Source organism: Mesorhizobium sp. C399B, assembly GCF_030323185.1.
In the GTDB taxonomy this organism is placed as follows: Bacteria; Pseudomonadota; Alphaproteobacteria; order Rhizobiales; family Rhizobiaceae; genus Mesorhizobium.
In genome coordinates this window covers 1,051,848-1,071,533 of the sequence record NZ_CP100472.1, presented here as the reverse complement: position 1 = coordinate 1,071,533, position 19,686 = coordinate 1,051,848, and the positions used below count along the sequence as shown (strand labels likewise).

Annotated in this window: 22 protein-coding genes; 17 read left to right on the top strand and 5 right to left on the bottom strand. The window is 62.8% G+C overall.

The window, feature by feature from the left end; translation table 11 throughout:
* Positions 1-70: 70 nt before the first annotated feature.
* Positions 71-790, top strand: a complete 720-nt coding sequence (locus NLY36_RS05215; protein ID WP_023735985.1) for a gamma-glutamylcyclotransferase — start codon at positions 71-73, stop codon at positions 788-790.
* 68 nt (positions 791-858) lie between these two features.
* Here the strand turns inward: NLY36_RS05215 and NLY36_RS05210 are convergent, their stop codons facing one another.
* A complete protein-coding gene (locus NLY36_RS05210) occupies positions 859-1,269 on the bottom strand; it encodes a hypothetical protein (RefSeq protein WP_156933210.1) in 411 nt (136 codons plus the stop codon).
* A gap of 251 nt (positions 1,270-1,520) precedes the next feature.
* Here NLY36_RS05210 and NLY36_RS05205 point away from each other — a divergent pair, with 251 nt between their 5' ends.
* The 6 genes from NLY36_RS05205 (at position 1,521) to NLY36_RS05180 (ending at position 6,622) form a co-directional block, all read left to right on the top strand.
* Positions 1,521-2,876: an NAD(P)-dependent oxidoreductase gene (locus NLY36_RS05205; protein WP_023699019.1), complete on the top strand. Its 1,356-nt coding sequence runs from the start codon at positions 1,521-1,523 to the stop codon at positions 2,874-2,876.
* A 5-nt stretch (positions 2,877-2,881) separates the two neighbouring features.
* Positions 2,882-3,724 carry a class I SAM-dependent methyltransferase gene (locus NLY36_RS05200; protein WP_023690824.1) on the top strand — a complete coding sequence of 281 codons (843 nt, stop codon included), beginning with the start codon at positions 2,882-2,884 and terminating at the stop codon, positions 3,722-3,724.
* A gap of 12 nt (positions 3,725-3,736) precedes the next feature.
* Positions 3,737-5,050, top strand: coding sequence for an NAD-dependent dihydropyrimidine dehydrogenase subunit PreA (preA, locus tag NLY36_RS05195; protein WP_023699020.1), 1,314 nt, complete (start codon positions 3,737-3,739; stop codon positions 5,048-5,050).
* A 108-nt stretch (positions 5,051-5,158) separates the two neighbouring features.
* Positions 5,159-5,677, top strand: coding sequence for an RrF2 family transcriptional regulator (locus tag NLY36_RS05190; protein ID WP_023697058.1), 519 nt, complete (start codon positions 5,159-5,161; stop codon positions 5,675-5,677).
* Positions 5,678-5,709: 32 nt separating this feature from the next.
* Complete coding sequence (locus NLY36_RS05185; RefSeq protein ID WP_023697057.1) at positions 5,710-6,168, top strand: carboxymuconolactone decarboxylase family protein; 459 nt, start codon at positions 5,710-5,712, stop codon at positions 6,166-6,168.
* A gap of 76 nt (positions 6,169-6,244) precedes the next feature.
* Complete coding sequence (locus tag NLY36_RS05180; protein ID WP_023697056.1) at positions 6,245-6,622, top strand: DoxX family protein; 378 nt, start codon at positions 6,245-6,247, stop codon at positions 6,620-6,622.
* Positions 6,623-6,624: 2 nt separating this feature from the next.
* Here the strand turns inward: NLY36_RS05180 and NLY36_RS05175 are convergent, their stop codons facing one another.
* Positions 6,625-7,347, bottom strand: coding sequence for an SDR family oxidoreductase (locus NLY36_RS05175; protein WP_023668208.1), 723 nt, complete (start codon positions 7,345-7,347; stop codon positions 6,625-6,627).
* A complete protein-coding gene (locus NLY36_RS05170) occupies positions 7,344-8,183 on the bottom strand; it encodes an SDR family oxidoreductase (protein WP_023697055.1) in 840 nt (279 codons plus the stop codon). The genes NLY36_RS05175 and NLY36_RS05170 overlap by 4 nt, the downstream gene beginning before the upstream one ends.
* A gap of 99 nt (positions 8,184-8,282) precedes the next feature.
* On the opposite strand from NLY36_RS05170, the gene NLY36_RS05165 reads away from it, so the two are divergent.
* A complete protein-coding gene (locus NLY36_RS05165; protein ID WP_023697054.1) occupies positions 8,283-9,155 on the top strand; it encodes a helix-turn-helix transcriptional regulator in 873 nt (290 codons plus the stop codon).
* A 9-nt stretch (positions 9,156-9,164) separates the two neighbouring features.
* Here the strand turns inward: NLY36_RS05165 and NLY36_RS05160 are convergent, their stop codons facing one another.
* Positions 9,165-9,794, bottom strand: coding sequence for a TetR family transcriptional regulator C-terminal domain-containing protein (locus tag NLY36_RS05160; RefSeq protein ID WP_023697053.1), 630 nt, complete (start codon positions 9,792-9,794; stop codon positions 9,165-9,167).
* 255 nt (positions 9,795-10,049) lie between these two features.
* Here NLY36_RS05160 and aptA point away from each other — a divergent pair, with 255 nt between their 5' ends.
* From aptA to NLY36_RS05135, 5 genes are all read left to right on the top strand, one after another.
* Entirely contained in the window at positions 10,050-11,378 is a 1,329-nt protein-coding gene (gene aptA, locus NLY36_RS05155; RefSeq protein WP_023687994.1) for an omega-aminotransferase AptA, read from the top strand.
* 69 nt (positions 11,379-11,447) lie between these two features.
* Entirely contained in the window at positions 11,448-12,698 is a 1,251-nt protein-coding gene (locus NLY36_RS05150) for a Zn-dependent hydrolase (RefSeq protein WP_023690832.1), read from the top strand.
* 62 nt (positions 12,699-12,760) lie between these two features.
* Positions 12,761-14,212, top strand: a complete 1,452-nt coding sequence (hydA, locus tag NLY36_RS05145; RefSeq protein WP_023699634.1) for a dihydropyrimidinase — start codon at positions 12,761-12,763, stop codon at positions 14,210-14,212.
* An 80-nt stretch (positions 14,213-14,292) separates the two neighbouring features.
* On the top strand, positions 14,293-14,586 hold the full coding sequence (locus tag NLY36_RS05140; protein WP_245260000.1) for a hypothetical protein: 294 nt from the start codon (positions 14,293-14,295) through the stop codon (positions 14,584-14,586).
* 16 nt (positions 14,587-14,602) lie between these two features.
* On the top strand, positions 14,603-14,986 hold the full coding sequence (locus NLY36_RS05135) for a hypothetical protein (RefSeq protein ID WP_031197044.1): 384 nt from the start codon (positions 14,603-14,605) through the stop codon (positions 14,984-14,986).
* Positions 14,987-15,003: 17 nt separating this feature from the next.
* Here NLY36_RS05135 and NLY36_RS05130 read toward each other — a convergent pair whose 3' ends face one another.
* Positions 15,004-15,408, bottom strand: a complete 405-nt coding sequence (locus tag NLY36_RS05130) for a cupin domain-containing protein (RefSeq protein ID WP_031196380.1) — start codon at positions 15,406-15,408, stop codon at positions 15,004-15,006.
* A gap of 110 nt (positions 15,409-15,518) precedes the next feature.
* Between NLY36_RS05130 and NLY36_RS05125 the strand changes: the two genes are divergently transcribed.
* From NLY36_RS05125 to NLY36_RS05110, 4 genes are all read left to right on the top strand, one after another.
* The gene (locus NLY36_RS05125; protein WP_023682182.1) at positions 15,519-16,310 is read left to right on the top strand and encodes an ABC transporter ATP-binding protein; all 792 of its coding nucleotides are present in this window, start codon (positions 15,519-15,521) and stop codon (positions 16,308-16,310) included.
* A 330-nt stretch (positions 16,311-16,640) separates the two neighbouring features.
* Entirely contained in the window at positions 16,641-17,519 is an 879-nt protein-coding gene (locus NLY36_RS05120) for an ABC transporter permease (RefSeq protein WP_023690837.1), read from the top strand.
* The gene (locus NLY36_RS05115) at positions 17,516-18,670 is read left to right on the top strand and encodes an ABC transporter permease (protein WP_023682179.1); all 1,155 of its coding nucleotides are present in this window, start codon (positions 17,516-17,518) and stop codon (positions 18,668-18,670) included. Before NLY36_RS05120 ends, NLY36_RS05115 begins: the two co-directional genes overlap by 4 nt.
* A gap of 38 nt (positions 18,671-18,708) precedes the next feature.
* Entirely contained in the window at positions 18,709-19,680 is a 972-nt protein-coding gene (locus tag NLY36_RS05110) for an ABC transporter substrate-binding protein (protein ID WP_023668223.1), read from the top strand.
* Positions 19,681-19,686 lie beyond the last annotated feature (6 nt).

The following is a 19,686-nucleotide window of genomic DNA, read 5'->3' as shown; positions in this document are numbered from 1 at the left end:
CGTCCCGCTCGACGCCTTGCACATGCGGCGGTTTTCGACTTTCCTTGGGCAAACGAGGGGTTGTCGTTTCATGCGCCTTATGTCGCTCACGCCTGAGCTTGTTTCACTGTGCCATCGCGAAGAGGTCGATCCTGGACCCGACGGCAGCTGGACGCAGCTGAACGACGAGGATTTCCGTGCTCTTGCCGCGCGGCTCTCCAACGAAGCGGATGCGGGGCCGCTATGGGTGTTCGCCTATGGCTCGTTGATCTGGAAGCCGGCTTTCGAGTCCGTCGAACGGCAGCGCGCCACTGCGTTTGGCTGGCATCGCTCCTTCTGCCTCGACATGGTGCGCTGGCGCGGCAGCGTCGCGCAGCCGGGGCTGATGATGGCGCTCGAACGCGGCGGCCGATGCGACGGCGTCATCTACCGTCTGCCCGACGGCGACAAGCCGCAGCAGATCGAAAGACTGCTGCGGCGCGAGATCGACGATCATGAGAGTGTCAGCTCGGTCCGGTGGGTTCCCGTGCGCACCCAGCAGGGCCGGATACGGGCGCTCGGCTTCTGGGTCGGGGTGACGGGCAGGGGAACCTCGCTCGGGCAGCCGCTGGACACGGTGGCGGGGGTGCTTGCCAGAGCCTGCGGCCATGTCGGCTCGGGCGCGGAATATCTCTACAACACCGTCAGCCACCTCGAGGAATTCGGCATCCGCGACCGCAATCTGTGGCGGCTGCAGCAACTGGTTGCCGACGAGATCAGGTCGATTCATGGCGGCCCCTCAGATGCTAGCCTACAGCTGGCACCTTCGTAGCGAACAGCCACCAATCTTGGCCTGTGCCGGAGCGTATGCGGTTTCAAGGCGTTTCGCTCCTCGGGTGATCAGATCCAAGAAGGAGTGGCTTCACGAGCAATGACCTCAACCGTGCATTCGAGACTGAGCAGCAGAAAATGCGTACAGTCTACTGTCGGGCCAAGTGTCGATCGCAACCAATGCGAGTTCTCCACTCGCAGGATCGGCCACCTGTAGGAGGCTTGCCTGCCAGATCCAATCAATGGGATCGAGGTGTCCGCACGGATTTTGGTCAGTCCCAGCATGTCATCATGGGCAGCCAGGGCTACTACCCCTTGAAAATCGATCTTGAGAGTTCGTTCCGATGTCCCGAAGTCGCCTTCGACGGTCAGCTCAAAGTTAAAGTTATTGTCGGATTTTAGACGCCACACCTGACAGGCAGCCAGAGGTAAATCTCCCACGGGCTCCCACCGGTGAGCCGTCTCCCTATCATCGGTCATCGTCTTCTCCGTTGAATGAAAGCCGCGCATCGTGCTCAAGCGCCCTATCATTCCGCGCTGGCCTGGAACAGCTTGCCGCGACTTGGAGCTTGTCGCGCTCCCCTCTTTGAGGACGCAACCGTCACTCATAACATGAGCAACTAAATCATATTATCAGCTAGTCTTTTCAGCGGCTTGGGTCGAAAATTGACCAATTGATAAAAAAATAAAACGTGCTAGCCTTCCCCAAAACGAAAACAGGGGAACTGACGATGCCAGAAGGCCAGTTCAAGGACGGCATTGCCGGCGGCCGGCTTGCCGCCGACCAGTACGCCGAGAATTTTTCCGATCTGCATCCGCCGCTCGATCACCACGAAGCGCTGGTCGAATCCGACCGCTGCTATTTCTGCTACGATGCGCCGTGCATGAATGCGTGCCCGACCTCGATCGACATTCCGCTGTTCATCCGCCAGATCTCGACCGGCAACCCGATCGGTTCGGCCAAGACGATTTTCGACCAGAACATACTAGGTGGCATGTGCGCCCGCGTCTGCCCGACCGAGACGCTGTGCGAAGAGGTCTGCGTGCGCGAGGTGGCGGAAGGCAAGCCGGTGCAGATCGGCCGCCTGCAGCGCTACGCCACCGATGTCGCCATGGCCGAGCACAAGCAGTTTTATTCGCGCGCTGAATCGACCGGCAAGTCGGTCGCCGTGGTCGGCGCCGGTCCGGCCGGCCTCGCCGCGGCGCACCGGCTCGCCCGCCATGGCCACGAGGTCACCATACTGGAAGCCCGACCGAAGGCCGGCGGCCTCAACGAATACGGCATCGCCGCCTACAAAAGCATCGATAACTTCGCCCAGGCCGAGGTCGACTATGTCGCGGGGATCGGCGGCATCGATATCCAGAACGGCAGGGCGCTCGGCCGCGACTACCGGCTGTCGGACCTGATCCGGAATTACGATGCCGTCTTCCTCGGCATGGGGCTTGGCGGCGTCAATGCGCTGCGCGCCGATGGCGAGGAGGCCGGTGGCGTCGTCAATGCAGTCGAATTCATCGCCGAACTGCGCCAGGCCAGCGATCTCGCGAGCCTGCCAATCGGCAGGCGCGTCGTCGTCATCGGCGGCGGCATGACGGCGATCGACGCCGCCGTCCAGTCGAAGCTGCTCGGCGCCGAGGAGGTGACGATCTGCTACCGGCGCGGCCAGGAACACATGAACGCTTCCGAGTTCGAGCAGGATCTGGCAGCCGCCAACGGCGTCACCATCCGCCACTGGCTGCAGCCGAAGCGGGTCATTGTCGAAGGTGGCAAAGTGTCGGGCATCGAGCTCGAATACACAGCGATGAACGGCGACACGCTTGTCGGCACCGGCGAGCGGCTGACGCTGGCCGCCGACCAGGTGTTCAAGGCGATCGGCCAGAGCTTTGTGCCGGCGGCACTTAACGGCAGCGGTGCTGCGATCGAACTCGAAGCCGGCCGCATCAAGGTCGACGCAGAAGGGCGCACCTCGCTCGCCAATGTCTGGGCCGGCGGCGACTGCATTTTTGGCGGCGACGATTTGACGGTATCGGCCGTCGCGCAAGGCCGCGATGCGGCGGAGAGCATCAACCGGAGTCTGGCACAGGGATAGAGATCATGGCCTCAGTGGAATCAGGCATCGCGCGTCACTACGACGTCTCGGATCTTGAGCAGCACATTCTTGCCGTGCTCGCCGATACCGGCGTGGAAATTGCCCATCTACGCGCTGGCGATCTCGAAGCGGTCGACGAGTTCCACATTGGCGGTATCGCCGCCACCAGGGAACTCATCGGCCAGATGGGTTTGAAGCCGGGGGCCAGGCTGCTCGACATTGGTTCCGGCGTGGGTGGTCCAGCCCGCTTCGCCGCCAACAATGCCGGCGCCGATGTCACCGGCATTGATCTGACGCAAAGCTATGTCGACATCGCGACCAGCCTGTCGAAGCGGGTGGGAATGGCCGACAAAGTCCGGTTCGTGCAGGGCAGCGCGCTGGACATGCCGTTCAGCAACAAAAGCTTTGATACGGCCATGATCCTGCATGTCGGCATGAATCTTCCCGACAAGAAAAAGCTGATGAGCGAGGCGGCGCGTGTGCTCAAGCCGGGCGGCGTCTTTGCCGTCTACGATGTGATGCGGCTCAAGGCAGGTGCGCTGACCTATCCGCTGCCATGGGCATCCGACGAGAGCATGTCCTTCGTTGCCACGCCCGACGACTATCGTTCGGCTGCCGCCGCCGCGGGGTTCTCTGTAACCGCCGAGCGCCCTCGTGGCGCCTTCGCCATCGAATTTTTCGACACGATACGGGCGCGCATGGCTGCGGCGCAGGCGGAAGGAAAAAAGCCGCCGCCTGGCGTTAATCTTATCATGGGCGAGAACGCCGGCACCAAGATCGCCAATCTCACCCCCGCGCTTAAAGGCGGCATTCTCGCACCCGTGGAAATGCTCCTTCGTCTCGGTTGAAAGGGACCTGTCATGGCAGACATCCGCAACAATTTCGTCGGCATCAAATCGCCCAATCCGTTCTGGCTGGCTTCGGCGCCGCCGACCGACAAGGCCTACAATGTCATCCGCGCCTTCAAGGCGGGCTGGGGCGGCGTCGTGTGGAAGACGCTGGGCGAAGAAGGTCCGCCGGTGGTCAACGTCAACGGCCCGCGTTATGGCGCGATCTGGGGGGCGGACCGGCGCCTGCTCGGCCTCAACAATATCGAGCTGATCACCGACCGCGATTTGCAGGTCAATCTGCGCGAGATCAAGCAGGTCAAGAAGGATTGGCCCGACCGCGCCATCGTCGTCTCACTGATGGTGCCATGCGTCGAGGAAAGCTGGAAGGCGATCCTGCCGGTGGTCGAGGAGACCGAAGCCGACGGCATCGAGCTCAATTTCGGCTGCCCGCACGGCATGTCGGAACGCGGCATGGGCGCGGCTGTCGGCCAGGTGCCTGAATACATCGAAATGGTAGTGCGCTGGTGCAAGGCCAACACCCGCATGCCTGTCATCACCAAGCTGACGCCGAATATCACCGATGTGCGCAAGCCGGCGCGCGCCGCACTCTCCGGCGGAACCGACGCGGTGTCGCTGATCAACACAATCAACTCGATCACCGGCGTCGACCTCGACAGTTTCGCGCCGCAGCCGACCATCGACGGCAAGGGCTCGCATGGCGGCTATTGCGGCCCGGCGGTGAAGCCAATCGCCATGAACATGGTGGCCGAGATCGCCCGCGATCCGGAAACGCGCGGCCTGCCGATCTCCGGCATTGGCGGCATCACCACCTGGCGCGATGCGGCCGAATTCATGGCGCTCGGCGCCGGCAATGTGCAGGTGTGCACGGCGGCGATGACTTACGGCTTCAAGATCGTGCAGGAGATGATCGCCGGTCTCGAAAACTGGATGGACGAGAAAGGCCACGCCTCGCTCAACGACATTGTCGGCCGCGCCACGCCCAACGTCACCGACTGGCAGTATCTCAACCTCAACTACATCGCCAAGGCGCATATCGACCAGGACGCCTGCATCAAATGCGGCCGCTGCCACATCGCCTGCGAGGACACTTCGCACCAGGCAATCACCAACATGGTCGACGGCGTCAGGCATTTCGAGGTGATCGAGGCCGAATGCGTCGGCTGCAATCTGTGCGTCAATGTCTGCCCGGTCGAGAACTGCATCACCATGGAGCCGCTGGCCGCCGGCGTGATGGACCAGCGCACCGGCAAGCCGGTGTCGCCGGTCTATGCCAATTGGACGACACACCCGAACAACCCGATGGCCAAGGTGGCTGCGGAGTAGGGAACGGGTCGAAGAAAAAGCGGCGCTTTCGAGCGCCGTTTTTCATTTTCTTATTGCAGATAAAATTTATCCACGATATAAGATATCCATGAATAGGAGCGCAACATCATGAAGCTGGGCGAAGGTGTAGAAGCGGCCATCCATTGCGCGGCCACACTGGCCAGCGTGGAGGGCAACAGCACGATGCCGGGTGCTGCTTTGGCAGAGTCCTTCGGCCTGTCGCCGAGCTATCTGCTGAAACATCTGAACCAGCTGACTGCTGCGCGCATCCTGGAATCGGTGCCGGGACCGGCGGGCGGCTACCGGCTGGCGCGTCCGGCCGAGCGCATCACGCTGCTCGATATCGTGCTTGCGGTCGAGGGTCGCGAGCCGGCCTTCCGCTGCGGCGAGATCCGCCAGCGCGGCCCGGTCAAGATCGATGCTTCGGCCTATGTGAAGCCGTGCGGCATCAATGCCGCGATGCTGAAGGCCGAGCGCGCCTATCGCGCGGCCCTCGCGGAAACCCGGTTGTCCGACATCGTGGCTGATTACAAGGCCGAAGGCGATCCGCGATCGTTTGCCGCCAGCTGTGCCTTTGTCGCGCGCCATCAGCGGCCGCAGAAACCCGCTTCGACCAAACAGATCTAATCCCCCGCCAAACAGATGTGAAAGGAAAGACGATGAAACAGAGACTGCAATTCTTCGCAAAGGCGCCTGAGATCATGAAAGCCGTGTCGGCGCTTAACAAGGCGGTCGACGAATGCAGGCTTGAAGTGAGCCTGCTGCATTTGATCAAGCTCCGCGCCTCGCAGATCAATGGCTGCTCCTACTGCGTCGAGATGCACAGCCGCGAGGCAAGGCGCGACGGCGAAACCGAGACACGGCTCTATCTGGTTTCGGCCTGGCAGGAATCGCCGCTGTTTTCCGAGCGCGAACGCGCGGCGCTTGCCTGGACCGAGGCAACGACCCTGATCGCCAACAATGGCGTTTCGGACGAACTCTATGCCCGCACGCTAGAGCACTTCTCGGAAGAGGAACTGGTCAAGCTGTCGGTCGCGATCGGCATGATCAACACCTGGAACCGGCTCTGCATCCCGTTCCACGCCATTCACCCGATGCCGGCTGCCAAAGCAGCCTGACCGTCCGGTTAGTCATGGAGCGCCGTGGAAAGGGCGGCGCTCCACCTGTTTCATGCTTAAGTACGGGGAAGATTTCATGCCTGTCGATTTGCCTTCGACCCTGTTGTTTCTCGGCCGCCTGTTGCTTGGCGGCGCCTTCGTTGTCGCGGGACTGCGCAATGTTCAAAACGAGGCGTTCCTGACCGGGCTGATGGCCGCGCGCGGCGTGCCGCAGGCGAGATTGGCGTTGTGGGCCGGCATCGTCCTGCAGACCATTGCCGGCGCGCTGTTGATGGCCGGCCTGTGGACTGCGACCGCCTGCGCCGTGCTGCTGCTGTTTCTCATCGTCGCCACGCCGATGTTCCACAATTTCTGGGACCATCAGGGCCCGGACCGGGCGTCGCGCATCAACGGTTTCGTAGGCAACGTCGCACTGGCCGGAGGCCTTCTCACGCTGATCGCGCAGTCGCTGTAAGGTCACGCCGCGTAGCGCAGGCCGCCGTCGCAGGTCAGCACCTGGCCGGTCATGAAGCCGTTGGAGACTAGAAAGGCGATTGCGCCGGCGACGTCTTCGGCGCGGCCGATCCTGCCCACCGGGGTTTTGCCGGCATATTCGCTGAACACCGCCTGCCGCTGGTCTTCGGCCAGGAAATCCCACCACGGCGTGTCGATGACGCCGGGCGCCACGACATTGACGCGCAGCGGCTTCAGTTCGACCGCCAGGATCGGCACCACCGTCAACAGCATGCCGTTGACGGCGGCAATGCCAGCCACGCCGGGCGCCGACAATTGTGCCGACACCGCCGAGATGAAAGTGACCGATCCCGATCTGTTGAGCGTCGGCAAGGCAGCCTGCAGGCAGGACAGCTGCGGCCTGACTTTCTCGTCGACGCCGCCGGCGATGTCTGAGAGATCGAGGGTTTCGAACGGCCCAAGTCCCTTGCCGCCGCTGGCAGCCAGCACGAGGTGATCGAACGGTCCGAGTTCCCCAAAGAAATGGCGGACTTCATCCGGCTTCGAAGCATCGAAGGCAGCTTTTTCGGCGGCGCCGCCGAGGCTCTTCCAGGCGCTGGTGAGCTTGTCCTGGCTTCGTCCGGTGATGGTCACCTTCATGCCTGGGCCCAGCAGTTTTCGCGCCGTTGCGAGGCCGATGCCGGATGAGCCGCCGATGACGACCGTGTGTTCGATCTTGCCGGTCATGAATGCTGTTCCTTCGATTTTGCGGAGACTTGGCCGACGAAGTCGAGGCTCAGGGTTCGCAATTGCTGTCTGGCCTTGGCGTCATAGGCTTGTGCTTCGGCGCGGGATTCCTTTAGGCCATCGAAATAGAGGCCACTGCGGCCCTCCAGGGCGGGCGATGTCGCGAGGTTGAGAATGGCGTCGGCGCCGGTCTCGACCGAGCTCCATGGCGTCACGCCGGCTTGGCGGACCATGGTGGTGTTCATGTAGCTCGCTGGATGCAGAGCGTTGACGGTGACGCCGCTGCCTTTCAACTCTCCGGCCAGGTCGATGGTGAACAGGATCTGCGCCAGCTTGCTCTGGCAATAGGCGCGCACGCCGTCATAGGAACGTGTCAGCATGACATCGCCGAAATCGATCGCCTGCTGGCCGGCCGAAGCGACGTTGATGATGCGCGCCGGCGAACTCGCCTTGAGCAGCGGCAGCAGTTCCGAGGTCAGCAGGAAACCGGGGAGATAGTTGACCGCAAAGCGCAGTTCGAAGCCGTCGGCGCTGAGCTGTCGCTTGGCGCCGGCCGTGCCGATGCCGGCATTGTTGATGAGGATGTCGAGCCGGTCGGTTTTTGCGCGTACGGCCTCGGCAAGGCGGCGGACCTCGGCTAGCGAGGCGAGGTTGGCGGCGAGGAACTCGGCCTTGCCGCCGGCGGATTCGATTTCTGCGACGGTTGCCTTGCCGCGAGCCGCGTCACGGCCATGCACCAGCACGCGCGCGCCGCCGGCGCCCAGCCTTTGCGCGACGACACGGCCGACGCCGTCGGTCGAACCGGTGATGAGGATTGTCTTGTCTTTCAGATCCATATTCAGAGCCTCCATCTCTCTGGATGGAAGATGGGGCGCCTGACTCAGCCCAAACAGTTCAAACTTTATCCTGGTATCAATACTGCTATAATAGCTCTCATGGATGCCCCCACGCACTCCGCTGAAGACAGCCGCCGGCGCGAGCTTGGCGCCTTCCTGCGCTCGCGCCGCGAAAGATTGACGCCGTCCGCCACCGGCATCGCGACCGGCCTGCGGAGACGCACGCCAGGCTTGCGTCGCGAGGAAGTGGCGATGATCGCCGGCGTCGGCACCACCTGGTACACATGGCTAGAGCAGGGGCGCGAGGTCAGACCCTCGGTGGAGGTGCTAGCGGCGCTCAGCGAAGCGCTGCGCCTCGACGCCGTTGAAAGGCGGCATCTGTTCATCCTGGCAGGCCGCCAGCAACCGGAGAACCGCGTGGCTGCGCCGGAAAAGGTCGATGGCCCGCTAATGCATATGCTGGAGAGCCTGGTGCTGCAGCCGGCCTATGTCGTCGGGCGGCGCTGGGATGTGCTGGCCTGGAATCCGGCGGCGGTAGCGGTGTTCGGTGATTATGGCCTGCTAGAGGGCGACGCCCGCAACATCGTCCACATGGTGTTCACCAATCCGCATCACCGGCGCCTGCTGGTTGACTGGGAGCAATTGGCGCGCACCGTGCTGGCCTCGTTCCGGGCGGAAAGCGCCCGCTATGTGGGCGATGCGGATTTCGAGCGGCTGATCGTGCTTATGACGCGCTCAAGTCCGGAGTTTCGCGACTGGTGGCCGCAACGCGACGTGGCACGCCGATTGTCGGGGGTGAAACATGTCCGACATCCGAGCGCCGGCGCCATGACGTTCGAGCATATGAGCCTGTCGATCGACGACGGCTCGGACATGAAGCTGATCGTCTACACGCCGCTGGCCGAACAGAATTCGATCGAGAAGCTGCAGAATTTGCTTGAGGCGATGCCGGCGGAGCGCCGCAGCGCCTGACGCCCAAGGTCAGCCCTTCGGCTTCAGCCCATCAATGAACAACTGCTCCAGAAACCGCGCCGCATCCTCGAAGCGGCCGTCGCCGCCGCGATCGGCGCCGAGCACGGCACGGACCTGGACATCGAAATCGGCATAGTGCTGCGTCGTCGCCCAGATCGAAAAGATCAGGTGCCAGGGATCGGTGCGGGCGATTTTTCCCGCGCGCATCCAGCCCTTGATGACGTTGGCCTTCTCGTCGACCAGCGTTTTCAGCTCACCCGCCAGCAGCGGCATGATGCGCGGCGCGCCTTGCAGGATCTCGTTGGCGAACAGCCGGCTTTCCCTGGGAAAATCACGCGCCATTTCGAGCTTGCGCCGGATGTAGCTCCTGAGCTCGGTCAGGGGGTCGCCGATGTCGTCGAGTTCACGTAGCGGCGCCAGCCACGTCGCCAGCAGCCGCTCCATCAGCGTTTCGTGGATGTCTTCCTTGCGGCGGAAATAGTAGAGCAGGTTCGGCTTCGACATCCCGGCGGCCTCGGCGATCTGGTCGATGGTCGAACCGCGAAAGCCGTTGGCGGAGAAGACTTCGAGGGCTGCCTCCAGGATCAGTTCGCGCTTTTCCTGCTGGATGCGGGTGCGGCGAGGGGCTGAGCCTTCCATGGCGCCGCTCACCCCTGCAAGCCTTGGCCGAGCGGGTCATCTGGACCAATTCTCTGGACCAGTTTTTCTCTTACCCGTGGAGCGCACTTCGCAGGCCGCATTTCCGCTAGTAATCCCTTGACCGCCGACAGGGCGGTGCTAACGTTTGTCCAATCGGTCAAAAATTTGCGTAGCATGAAAACGCAGCAAAGACCAAGCTTTGGAAAGACCAAGCGTTAGCCGCACCGAAACAGGTTACAAGGGGAAGTCTTGGTCATGTCCAACCGGCTGAAAGTCACGCCGAACGATCTCAGCGCATTCTGGATGCCGTTCACGGCAAACCGGCAGTTCAAACAGGCGCCGCGCATGTTCGTGTCCGCCAAGGACATGCACTACACCACCAGCGACGGCCGCAAGGTGCTCGACGGCACCGCCGGCCTCTGGTGCGTCAATGCCGGCCATTGCCGTCCCAAGATCACCGAGGCGATCCAGCATCAGGCCGCCGAACTCGACTATGCGCCGGCCTTCCAGATGGGTCACCCGATCGTGTTCGAACTGGCCAACCGTCTGGTCGACCTCGCGCCCAAGGGCATGGACCATGTCTTCTTCACCAATTCCGGTTCGGAATCGGTGGAAACCGCGCTGAAGATGGCGATCGCCTATCACCGTGTGAAGGGCGAGGGCGCGCGCACCCGCCTGATCGGCCGCGAACGCGGCTATCACGGCGTCAATTTCGGCGGCATCTCGGTCGGCGGCATCGTCACCAACCGCAAGATGTTCGGCACGCTGCTCGGCGGCGTCGACCACATGCCGCACACGCATCTGCCGGAAAAGAACGCCTTCTCCAAGGGCGTGCCGGAATATGGCGCGGAACTCGCCAACGAGCTGGAGCGCATCGTTGCCCTGCATGACGCCTCGACCATCGCCGCCGTCATCGTCGAACCGGTCGCCGGCTCCACCGGCGTCATCCTGCCGCCGAAGGGCTATCTGCAGAAACTGCGCGAGATCTGCACCAAGCACGGCATTTTGCTGATCTTCGACGAGGTCATCACCGGTTTCGGCCGTCTCGGCGCGCCGTTCGCAGCGGATTATTTCGGCGTCACGCCCGACATCATGACCACCGCCAAGGGCGTCTCCAACGGCGTCATCCCGATGGGCGCGGTGTTCGTGAAGAAGGAAATCCACGACGCCTTCATGACCGGCCCCGAGCACATGATCGAGTTCTTCCACGGCTACACCTATTCGGGCAATCCGATTGCGTGCGCCGCGGCACTCGGCACGCTCGACACCTACAAGGAAGAGGGCCTGCTCACCCGCGGCGAGGAACTGGCGCCTTACTGGGAAGATGCGCTGCATTCGCTGAAGGGCGAGCCGCATGTCATCGACATCCGGAATATCGGCCTGATCGGCGCGATCGAACTGGCGCCGATCGCCGGCAGCCCGACCAAGCGGGCCTTCTCGGCCTTCGTCAAGGCGTTCGAGCGCGGCGCGCTGATCCGCACCACCGGCGACATCATCGCGCTGTCGCCGCCACTGATCATCACCAAGGGCCAGATCAACGAATTGATCGACCATGTCAGAGAAGTGCTGAGGGCGATCGACTAATCTATCCAGCCAGTCGGGCGGCGGCGGGAACCGCCGCCCGGCTGGTTATATGAAATGAGAGGACTTTGAATGGCCGCCCCAGGCGAGAATCTGCGAATCAATTCAGATCGTTTGTGGGATTCCATCATGGAGATGGCGAAGATCGGCCCCGGTATTGCCGGCGGCAACAATCGCCAGACCGTGACCGACGAGGACGGCGAGGGACGGCATCTGTTCAAGCGCTGGTGCGAGGCGGCCGGGCTCGAAATGGGGCTCGACGAAATGGGCACCATGTTTGCCCGCCGGGAAGGCGCTGATCCCAGCCTGCCGCCGGTTTATGTCGGCAGCCATCTCGACACGCAGCCGACCGGCGGCAAATATGACGGCGTGCTCGGCGTGCTCGGCGGGCTGGAGATTATTCGCTCGCTTAACGATCTCGGCATCCAGACCAGGCATCCAATCGTCGTTACCAACTGGACCAATGAGGAAGGCTCGCGCTTTGCCCCGGCTATGATGGCGTCCGGCGTGTTCGCCGGTGTGCTCGATCAGGCGGACGTGTATCAGCACACTGATAAACAGGGCAGGAAATTTGGCGAGGAGCTGGAGCGCATCGGCTGGAAAGGCACCGAGAAAGTCGGTGATCGCAAGATCCACGCCTTCTTCGAACTGCATATTGAGCAGGGGCCGATCCTCGAGGACGAAGGCATCGACATTGGCGTCGTCACCCACGGCCAGGGCCTGAAATGGCTGCAGGTAACGCTGACCGGCAAGGAGGCGCATACCGGCTCGACCCCGATGCCCAAGCGCCGTAATGCCGGGCTCGGCATGGCTCGGGTCATCGAACTGGTGCACGAGATCGCCATGGACTACCAGCCCGACGCCGTCGGCGCGGTCGGCCACATGGAGGTGTTTCCGAACTCGCGCAACATCATCGCCGGGCGCACCGTCTTCACTATCGACATCCGCTCGCCCGAGAAGGAAGTGCTGGACGCGATGGATGGGCGCATACGCGAAGGCATCGACACAATCTGTGAGGCGCTCGACATCCAGTACAAGGTCGAGCAGGTCGGCGCTTTCGATCCGGTCACCTTCGATGCCGGCTGCGTCAAGGCGATCCGCGACGCCGCCGATCGGCTCGGCTATTCCCACCGCAACATCGTCTCCGGCGCCGGCCACGACGCCTGCTGGATCAACCGCGTTGCGCCGACCGCCATGGTGATGTGCCCCTGCGTTGACGGGTTGTCACACAACGAGGCTGAGGAAATCACCAAGGAATGGGCCGGCGCCGGCGCCGACGTGCTGTTCCATGCGGTGGTAGAGACAGCGGGGATCGTGGCGTGAACTAAGATCTGTATTCAAAACGACGCTCACAAGAAGCGCGAAGAGAACAAGGGAACACGACAATGACCAAAGTCATCCGAAACGGCACCATCGTCACCGCCGACCGCACCTGGAAGGCCGATGTGCTGATGCAGCACGGCAAGATCGTCGCCATTGGCTCGAACCTGCATGGCGACCATGAGTTCGACGCCAGCGGCTGTTACGTCATGCCGGGCGGCATCGATCCGCACACCCATCTCGAAATGCCGTTCATGGGCACCTATTCGGCCGACGATTTCGAGTCCGGGACGCGTGCGGCCCTTTCCGGTGGCACCACGATGGTGGTCGATTTCTGCCTGCCGGCGCCGCAGCAATCGCTGCTGGAAGCGTTGCAGATGTGGGACAACAAGACCTCGAAGGCTGCCTGCGACTACTCCTTCCACATGGCGATCACCTGGTGGGGCAAGCAGGTGTTCGACGAGATGGCCACCGTCGTCGACAGAGGCATTACCTCGTTCAAGCATTTCATGGCCTACAAGGGCGCGCTGATGGTGGACGACGACGAGATGTACGCGTCGTTCCAGCGCTGCGCCGATCTCGGCGCGCTGCCGCTCGTTCATGCCGAGAATGGCGACGTGGTTGCGGCGCTGTCGCAAAAGCTGCTCGCTGCCGGCAATAATGGTCCCGAGGGACACGCCTATTCGCGGCCGCCGGAAGTGGAAGGCGAGGCGACCAACCGCGCCATCATGATCGCCGACATGGCCGGTGTGCCGCTCTATGTCGTGCATGTGTCCTGCGAGCAGAGCCACGAAGCCATCCGCCGCGCCCGCCAGAAGGGCATTCGGGTTTTCGGCGAGCCGCTGATCCAGCATCTGACGCTGGATGAAAGCGAGTATTTCGACAAGGATTGGGACCATGCGGCGCGCCGCGTCATGAGTCCGCCCTTCCGCAACAAGCTGCACCAGGATTCGCTGTGGGCCGGCCTGCAGGCGGGATCGCTGCAGGTGGTGGCGACCGACCACTGCGCCTTCACCACCAAGCAGAAGCGCAACGGCGTCGGCGATTTCACCAAGATCCCGAACGGCACTGGCGGGCTTGAAGACCGCTTGCCCGTGCTGTGGACGACGGGCGTCAACACCGGGCGGCTGACGATGAACGAGTTCGTCGCGGTGACTTCGACCAACATCGCCAAGATCCTCAACATGTATCCTAGGAAGGGCGCCATCGTCGAAGGCGCGGACGCCGACATCGTGGTGTGGGACCCCAGCGCCAAGAAGACCATCACCTCGAAGAAGCAGCAATCGGTGATCGACTACAACGTCTTCGAAGGTTTTGAGGTGACCGGCCTGCCGCGCTTCGTCTTTTCGCGCGGCGAATTGTCGGTCGAGGAAGCGGAGGTCAAGGCCAAGCCCGGCCATGGCGAATTCGTCGCCCGCGAGCCGAACGCGGCGGTCAACCGGGCTCTATCGACCTGGAAGGACATCACCGCGCCGCGCAAGGTCGAACGCACCGGCATTCCGGCGACAGGCGTTTGACGTTGCGGAGCCCGGGGGCGCTCATTTCACTGGTCGTGGCGATGGTGGTCGCTGGTCCGGCAACAGGGGCCGAGAGGCTGGTGGGCTTCTGGGGCAACGATGCCGGTTGTGTCTTTGCAAAGGCCGGCTTTCAGGGCCGCGACGATTATATCGTGCTGACCGCCGAGGGCATCGAGACCTATGGCAGCGGCTGCCGGTTCGCGCAGCAATTGACGTGGGCGCCGGGCACGCAATCACTTGATGCGACCTGTTCCGCCGAAGGCGAGGCGGGGACGACGGCTGAAACCGTTGTGGTCACCAACAAGGGCGAGGGTGGGTTCTTCGTGACCATTCCCGGTCTTGAAGAAATGGGGCCGTTGCAACCGTGTTCGTGACGTTGGAGCTGGGGGAATGAGCGCGCGCGGTTTGGGGCCGTCTGTTGCGATGGTAGTCGTTCTGGCTGCGGGTCAGGCCCTTGCGGCAGGCATCGACCTGACGAAACCCTATGGGGACAAATATGGCTGCATCAACCGCAACGGCCAGGAAGTCGCCGCCGATCGGATGCTGCTTTTGACCGACGAGGCATTGGTCACCGCCGCCAGCGCCTGCACCTTCACGGAGAAGCAAGCGCAGGCTGATGGTTCGCTGGTGGTGACGGCGACATGCGAGGCCGAAGGTGAAGACGGACAGGAGCCGACCAAATTCACCATCAAGCGCAGCGCCAAGAACGCCAAGAAGCTGACGGTCGCCGACGAGGACGGCAATGTCATGGGCGAAGTGGCGCGGTGCAAATGACGGCAGTCCCGTCAGCGTCAGGCCACCAGCGCATCCAGCTCCGGCAACAGGACGACGCTTTCCTGTTCATTGGGATCGGTGCGGGCGATGACGGCCGAGGACGGGGCGTTGCTCATATTGGCCGGCAGATGCGGTACGCCGGCCGGGATGTAGAAGAGGTCGCCGGCCTTGACGACGATGTGGTTCTCGAGCCTGTCGCCATACCATGTGTGGACCTCGCCCGAGAGCACATAGATCGCCGTCTCATGGCTTTCATGCAGATGCGCCTTGGCGCGGGCGCCGGGCGGCAGGGTGAGCAGATGCATGCAGATGCCGGACGAGCCGACCGTCTCGGCTGCAATGCCGGCAAAATAGGTCAATCCCTGCTTGCCTTCATAAGTGCTTTCAGGACGGATAAGGTGACAAGTGGGTTTGGGCGACATCGGCAAGGCTCCGGGCGTCGAGTGGGTGGGATTGGACGAGTGGAAAGCAACATCAACGCGAATGCAACGGCATTTCATCCTGGGCGGCTGCGAGAGGCAGGCAGCAAGCGATGACGGGACAATCGCCAGCCGTCGTCTCGGCAAGCAGACTTGGCCTTACCTTTCAGACCAATGACGGTCCGGTAGAGGCGCTCTCCAATGTCGACCTGACCATCGGCAAGGGCGAGTTCGTCTCCTTCATCGGCCCATCGGGCTGCGGCAAGACCACCTTGCTGCGCGTCATCGCCGATCTGGAAAAACCGACATCGGGCATGATCTCGGTCAACGGCATGACGCCGGAACAGGCGCGCGAGAAACGCGCTTATGGCTACGTCTTCCAGGCGGCAGCCCTTTTCCCGTGGCGCACGATCGAGCGTAACGTGGCGCTGCCGCTGGAGATCATCGGCCTTTCGAGAGCGGAGCAGGCCGAGCGCATCAAGCGCACGATGGAGCTCGTCAACCTCTCCGGCTTCGAGAAGAAATACCCTTGGCAGCTTTCCGGCGGCATGCAGCAGCGCGCTTCGATCGCCCGCGCGCTCGCCTTCGACGCCGACCTGTTGCTGATGGACGAGCCCTTCGGCGCGCTGGACGAGATCGTGCGCGACCATCTCAATGAACAGCTTCTGGAATTGTGGGCGCGCACCAACAAGACGATCTGCTTCGTCACCCATTCCATCCCCGAGGCGGTGTATCTGTCGACGCGCATCGTCGTCATGTCGCCGCGCCCAGGTCGGGTTACCGACATCATCGAATCGACGCTGCCAAAAGAGCGGCCACTGGATATCCGCGAGACGCCGGAATTTTTGGCGATCGCGGCCAGGGTACGCGATGGCTTGAGGGCAGGGCACAGCTATGATGATTGAGGGGGTAGCGAATGAGTGCGGACGTCGCCGCCACGCCTTCGTCATCCTAGGGCGAAGCAAGGAGCGAAGCGACGCGGGGCAGACCCTAGGATCCATACCGTTACCTATACGGTCCGCAACGGTGCAAAACGGTGCACACGCCGCTGCGCCCGCGAAGGCGAACATTCTCAACCGCTTATACCCCTCGGCCAACGTCACGGAATGGATCCTAGGGTCTGCACGACGCTTCGTGTCGCTCCGCCCTAGGATGACGAACGCGGAGGTGGTCGGCCTCCGCTTCGCTCCGGCCACCCTCTTCCCGGCGGGGAGAGGAGAAGGGGAGCGCGCCTGATGGACACCTTCCGCGAAAAATTCATCCCCGTGACCTCCATCCTCCTGGGCGTGGTGGTGCTCTGGTATGTCTTCGCCGTCATCCTAAACGCGCCCTTCCAGCGCGACCTCGACCGGCGCGCCGGGGAAACCCACGACACCGTCGAATTCATCGGCAAGACGCTGTCGCAGCCCAAGCCGACGCTGCCGGCGCCGCATCAGGTGGCGGTGAACTTCTTCGAGAACACCTTCCTGCGGCCCATCACATCGAGCCGAAGCCTCGTCTACAATGCCTGGGTGACCCTGTCGTCGACGTTGCTCGGCTTTGCCTTCGGCACGGCGCTCGGCATCGTCATCGCGGTTGGCATCGTGCATGTGGCGACGCTCGACCGCAGCCTGATGCCGTGGATCATCGCCTCCCAGACGATTCCCATTCTGGCGGTGGCGCCGATGATCATCGTCGTGCTGGGGGCGATCGGCATCAGCGGTCTGATCCCAAAGGCGATGATCTCGACCTACCTGTCGTTCTTCCCGGTGACGGTTGGCATGGTGAAGGGCCTGCGCTCGCCCGAACTCATGCATCTCGACCTGATGCACACCTACAATGCCAGTGTCTCGCAGACCTTCTGGAAGCTGCGGGTGCCGGCCTCGGTGCCGTTCCTGTTCACCTCGATGAAGGTGGCGGTGGCGGCGAGCCTGGTCGGCGCCATTGTCGGCGAACTGCCGACCGGTGCTGTCGCCGGCATCGGCGCCAAGCTTTTGGCAGGCGCCTATTACAGCCAGTCCATCGACATCTGGTCCGCCCTTGTGGCGGGCTCGGTGGTGGCGGCCCTTCTGGTCATGGTGGTCGGCATAGCCGGGCGCCTCGTTGACCGCGCGATGGGCGGGAGGCCGGCATGAACTGGCTGAAGCCCTCCTGGCAAGCCGTGCTGGCCATTGCGCTGTGCCTCGTCGCCGTCGCGCTCGGTGCGATGTCGAAGCCGGAAGCGGCCGCCCTTGCAGACCCGACAGCAAGCTTCGACTACCCCTATTTCGGGATAAAGACCCCGATGATCGGCCTGGCCGTGCTGGCAGGGCTGATCTCGATGATCAGAATTTCGCCGCTGGCCGAGGCTGCGGTGCTGTTCATCGGCGCTCATCTCGTCGCCTGGATGCTGATCTCGGGCATTACAGGTTTCGAAGGCACGGCATTGGCGCCTTATTTCCTGCTGCTCGCCGCTGCCTGGCTGCTGGCCTGGCGCTGTGTGGCGGTGCTGTCGGGGCTTCGCCCGATGGCAAAAGGGGCGCGGATGGCGCTGCGCCTCATCATCCCGGCGATCTTCGGCGCCTGGATCCTGATCATATGGGAAGCGGTGACGCGTGGCGCCGGCATTCCCTTCATCCTTTTGCCGCCGCCGAGCGCCATCGGTGTGCGCATCGCCAGTTCCCTGCCGGTGCTCGGCGCCGATATCAGGCAGACCATCTTCAAGGCGGTGATCTTCGGTTATGTCATCGGCAGCGGCGCCGGCTTCCTGGTGGCGATTGCGGCCGACCGCGTGCCGTTCCTGCGCCGCGGTCTGCTGCCGATCGGCAATATGGTCTCGGCGCTGCCGATCATCGGTGTGGCGCCGATCATGGTGATGTGGTTCGGCTTCGACTGGCCGTCCAAGGCCGCGGTCGTCATCATCATGACCTTCTTCCCGATGCTGGTGAACACGGTTGCCGGTCTTGCCGCCTCCGGCCATATGGAGCGCGATTTGATGCGCACCTATGCGTCGGGCTACTGGCCAACACTCTTGAAGCTCCGGCTGCCGGCGGCAGCGCCCTTCATCTTCAACGCGCTGAAGATCAACTCGACGCTGGCGCTGATCGGCGCCATCGTCGCCGAGTTCTTCGGCACGCCTGTGGTCGGCATGGGCTTTCGCATCTCGACCGAGGTCGGGCGGATGAACATCGATATGGTCTGGGCCGAAATCGCAGTTGCAGCACTGGCGGGTTCGGTCTTTTATGGCGTGGTCGCTCTCGTCGAGAGAGCCGTCACGTTTTGGCATCCCTCTGTCCGTGGTGGATAGGGCGGTGGGTTCGGGTGTTAACTTCAGAGGGTAAAAACATGAAAAGACTGATCATTCCGATGCTGGCCGGCGCGATGTCGCTGGGCGCGTTCCAGGCAATGGCCGCCGACAAGGTGACCTTGCAGCTGAAATGGGTCACGCAGGCGCAGTTTGCCGGCTACTATGTCGCCAAGGCCAAGGGTTTTTATGAAGCCGAAGGCCTCGACGTCGACATCAAGCCGGGCGGTCCCGATATCGCACCCGAGCAGGTGATCGCCGGCGGTGGCGCCGACGTCATCGTCGACTGGATGGGCGGGGCGCTCGCCGCGCGCGAAAAGGGCGTGCCGCTGGTCAACATCGCCCAGCCGTTCAAGAAGGCCGGTATGGAGCTGGTCTGCCCGAAGGACGGCCCGATCAAGACCGAAGCCGATTTCAAGGGTCACACGCTGGGCGTCTGGTTCTTCGGTAACGAATATCCATTCTACGCCTGGATGAACAAGCTCGGCCTGAAGACCGAAGGCGGCCCGGACGGCGTCACGGTTTTGAAGCAGAGCTTCGACGTGCAGCCGCTGATCCAGAAGCAGGCGGATTGCATTTCGGTCATGACCTACAACGAGTACTGGCAGCTGATCGATGCCGGCTACAAGCCGGACCAGCTCACCGTGTTCAACTACTCGGCGATGGGCAACGACCTGCTTGAGGACGGGCTCTATGCCTCGGAAGACAAGCTCAAGGATCCGGCTTTCGAAGACAAGATGGTGCGTTTCGTGCGCGCCTCGATGAAGGGCTGGAAATATGCCATCGACAACAATGACGAGGCCGCGGGCATTGTCATGGACGGCGGTGGCCAGGACGAAAACCACCAGAAGCGGATGATGAGCGAAGTCGCCAAGCTGATCGACAATGCCGACGGCAAGCTCGACCCGGCGACCTACGAGCGCACCGCCAAGGCGCTGCTCGACCAGAAGATCATCACCAAGGCGCCGACCGGCGCCTACACCACGGCCATCACCGACAAGGCGATCAAATAAGCCTGG

Excerpts from the sequence above, each read along its gene's own strand:
- NLY36_RS05210 (WP_156933210.1), bottom strand. The coding sequence starts at position 1,269 with ATGACCGATGATAGGGAGACGGCTCACCGGTGGGAGCCCGTGGGAGAT.
- NLY36_RS05185 (WP_023697057.1), top strand. The coding sequence starts at position 5,710 with ATGAAACAGAGACTGCAATTCTTCGCAAAGGCGCCTGAGATCATGAAA.
- NLY36_RS05160 (WP_023697053.1), bottom strand. The coding sequence starts at position 9,794 with ATGGAAGGCTCAGCCCCTCGCCGCACCCGCATCCAGCAGGAAAAGCGC.
- NLY36_RS05170 (WP_023697055.1), bottom strand. The coding sequence starts at position 8,183 with ATGGATCTGAAAGACAAGACAATCCTCATCACCGGTTCGACCGACGGC.
- NLY36_RS05130 (WP_031196380.1), bottom strand. The coding sequence starts at position 15,408 with ATGTCGCCCAAACCCACTTGTCACCTTATCCGTCCTGAAAGCACTTAT.
- NLY36_RS05120 (WP_023690837.1), top strand. The coding sequence starts at position 16,641 with ATGGACACCTTCCGCGAAAAATTCATCCCCGTGACCTCCATCCTCCTG.
- NLY36_RS05215 (WP_023735985.1), top strand. The coding sequence starts at position 71 with ATGCGCCTTATGTCGCTCACGCCTGAGCTTGTTTCACTGTGCCATCGC.
- hydA (WP_023699634.1), top strand. The coding sequence starts at position 12,761 with ATGACCAAAGTCATCCGAAACGGCACCATCGTCACCGCCGACCGCACC.
- NLY36_RS05125 (WP_023682182.1), top strand. The coding sequence starts at position 15,519 with ATGACGGGACAATCGCCAGCCGTCGTCTCGGCAAGCAGACTTGGCCTT.
- NLY36_RS05200 (WP_023690824.1), top strand. The coding sequence starts at position 2,882 with ATGGCCTCAGTGGAATCAGGCATCGCGCGTCACTACGACGTCTCGGAT.
- NLY36_RS05190 (WP_023697058.1), top strand. The coding sequence starts at position 5,159 with ATGAAGCTGGGCGAAGGTGTAGAAGCGGCCATCCATTGCGCGGCCACA.
- aptA (WP_023687994.1), top strand. The coding sequence starts at position 10,050 with ATGTCCAACCGGCTGAAAGTCACGCCGAACGATCTCAGCGCATTCTGG.
- NLY36_RS05150 (WP_023690832.1), top strand. The coding sequence starts at position 11,448 with ATGGCCGCCCCAGGCGAGAATCTGCGAATCAATTCAGATCGTTTGTGG.
- NLY36_RS05175 (WP_023668208.1), bottom strand. The coding sequence starts at position 7,347 with ATGACCGGCAAGATCGAACACACGGTCGTCATCGGCGGCTCATCCGGC.
- NLY36_RS05110 (WP_023668223.1), top strand. The coding sequence starts at position 18,709 with ATGAAAAGACTGATCATTCCGATGCTGGCCGGCGCGATGTCGCTGGGC.
- NLY36_RS05135 (WP_031197044.1), top strand. The coding sequence starts at position 14,603 with ATGAGCGCGCGCGGTTTGGGGCCGTCTGTTGCGATGGTAGTCGTTCTG.
- NLY36_RS05205 (WP_023699019.1), top strand. The coding sequence starts at position 1,521 with ATGCCAGAAGGCCAGTTCAAGGACGGCATTGCCGGCGGCCGGCTTGCC.
- NLY36_RS05165 (WP_023697054.1), top strand. The coding sequence starts at position 8,283 with ATGGATGCCCCCACGCACTCCGCTGAAGACAGCCGCCGGCGCGAGCTT.
- NLY36_RS05180 (WP_023697056.1), top strand. The coding sequence starts at position 6,245 with ATGCCTGTCGATTTGCCTTCGACCCTGTTGTTTCTCGGCCGCCTGTTG.
- NLY36_RS05115 (WP_023682179.1), top strand. The coding sequence starts at position 17,516 with ATGAACTGGCTGAAGCCCTCCTGGCAAGCCGTGCTGGCCATTGCGCTG.
- preA (WP_023699020.1), top strand. The coding sequence starts at position 3,737 with ATGGCAGACATCCGCAACAATTTCGTCGGCATCAAATCGCCCAATCCG.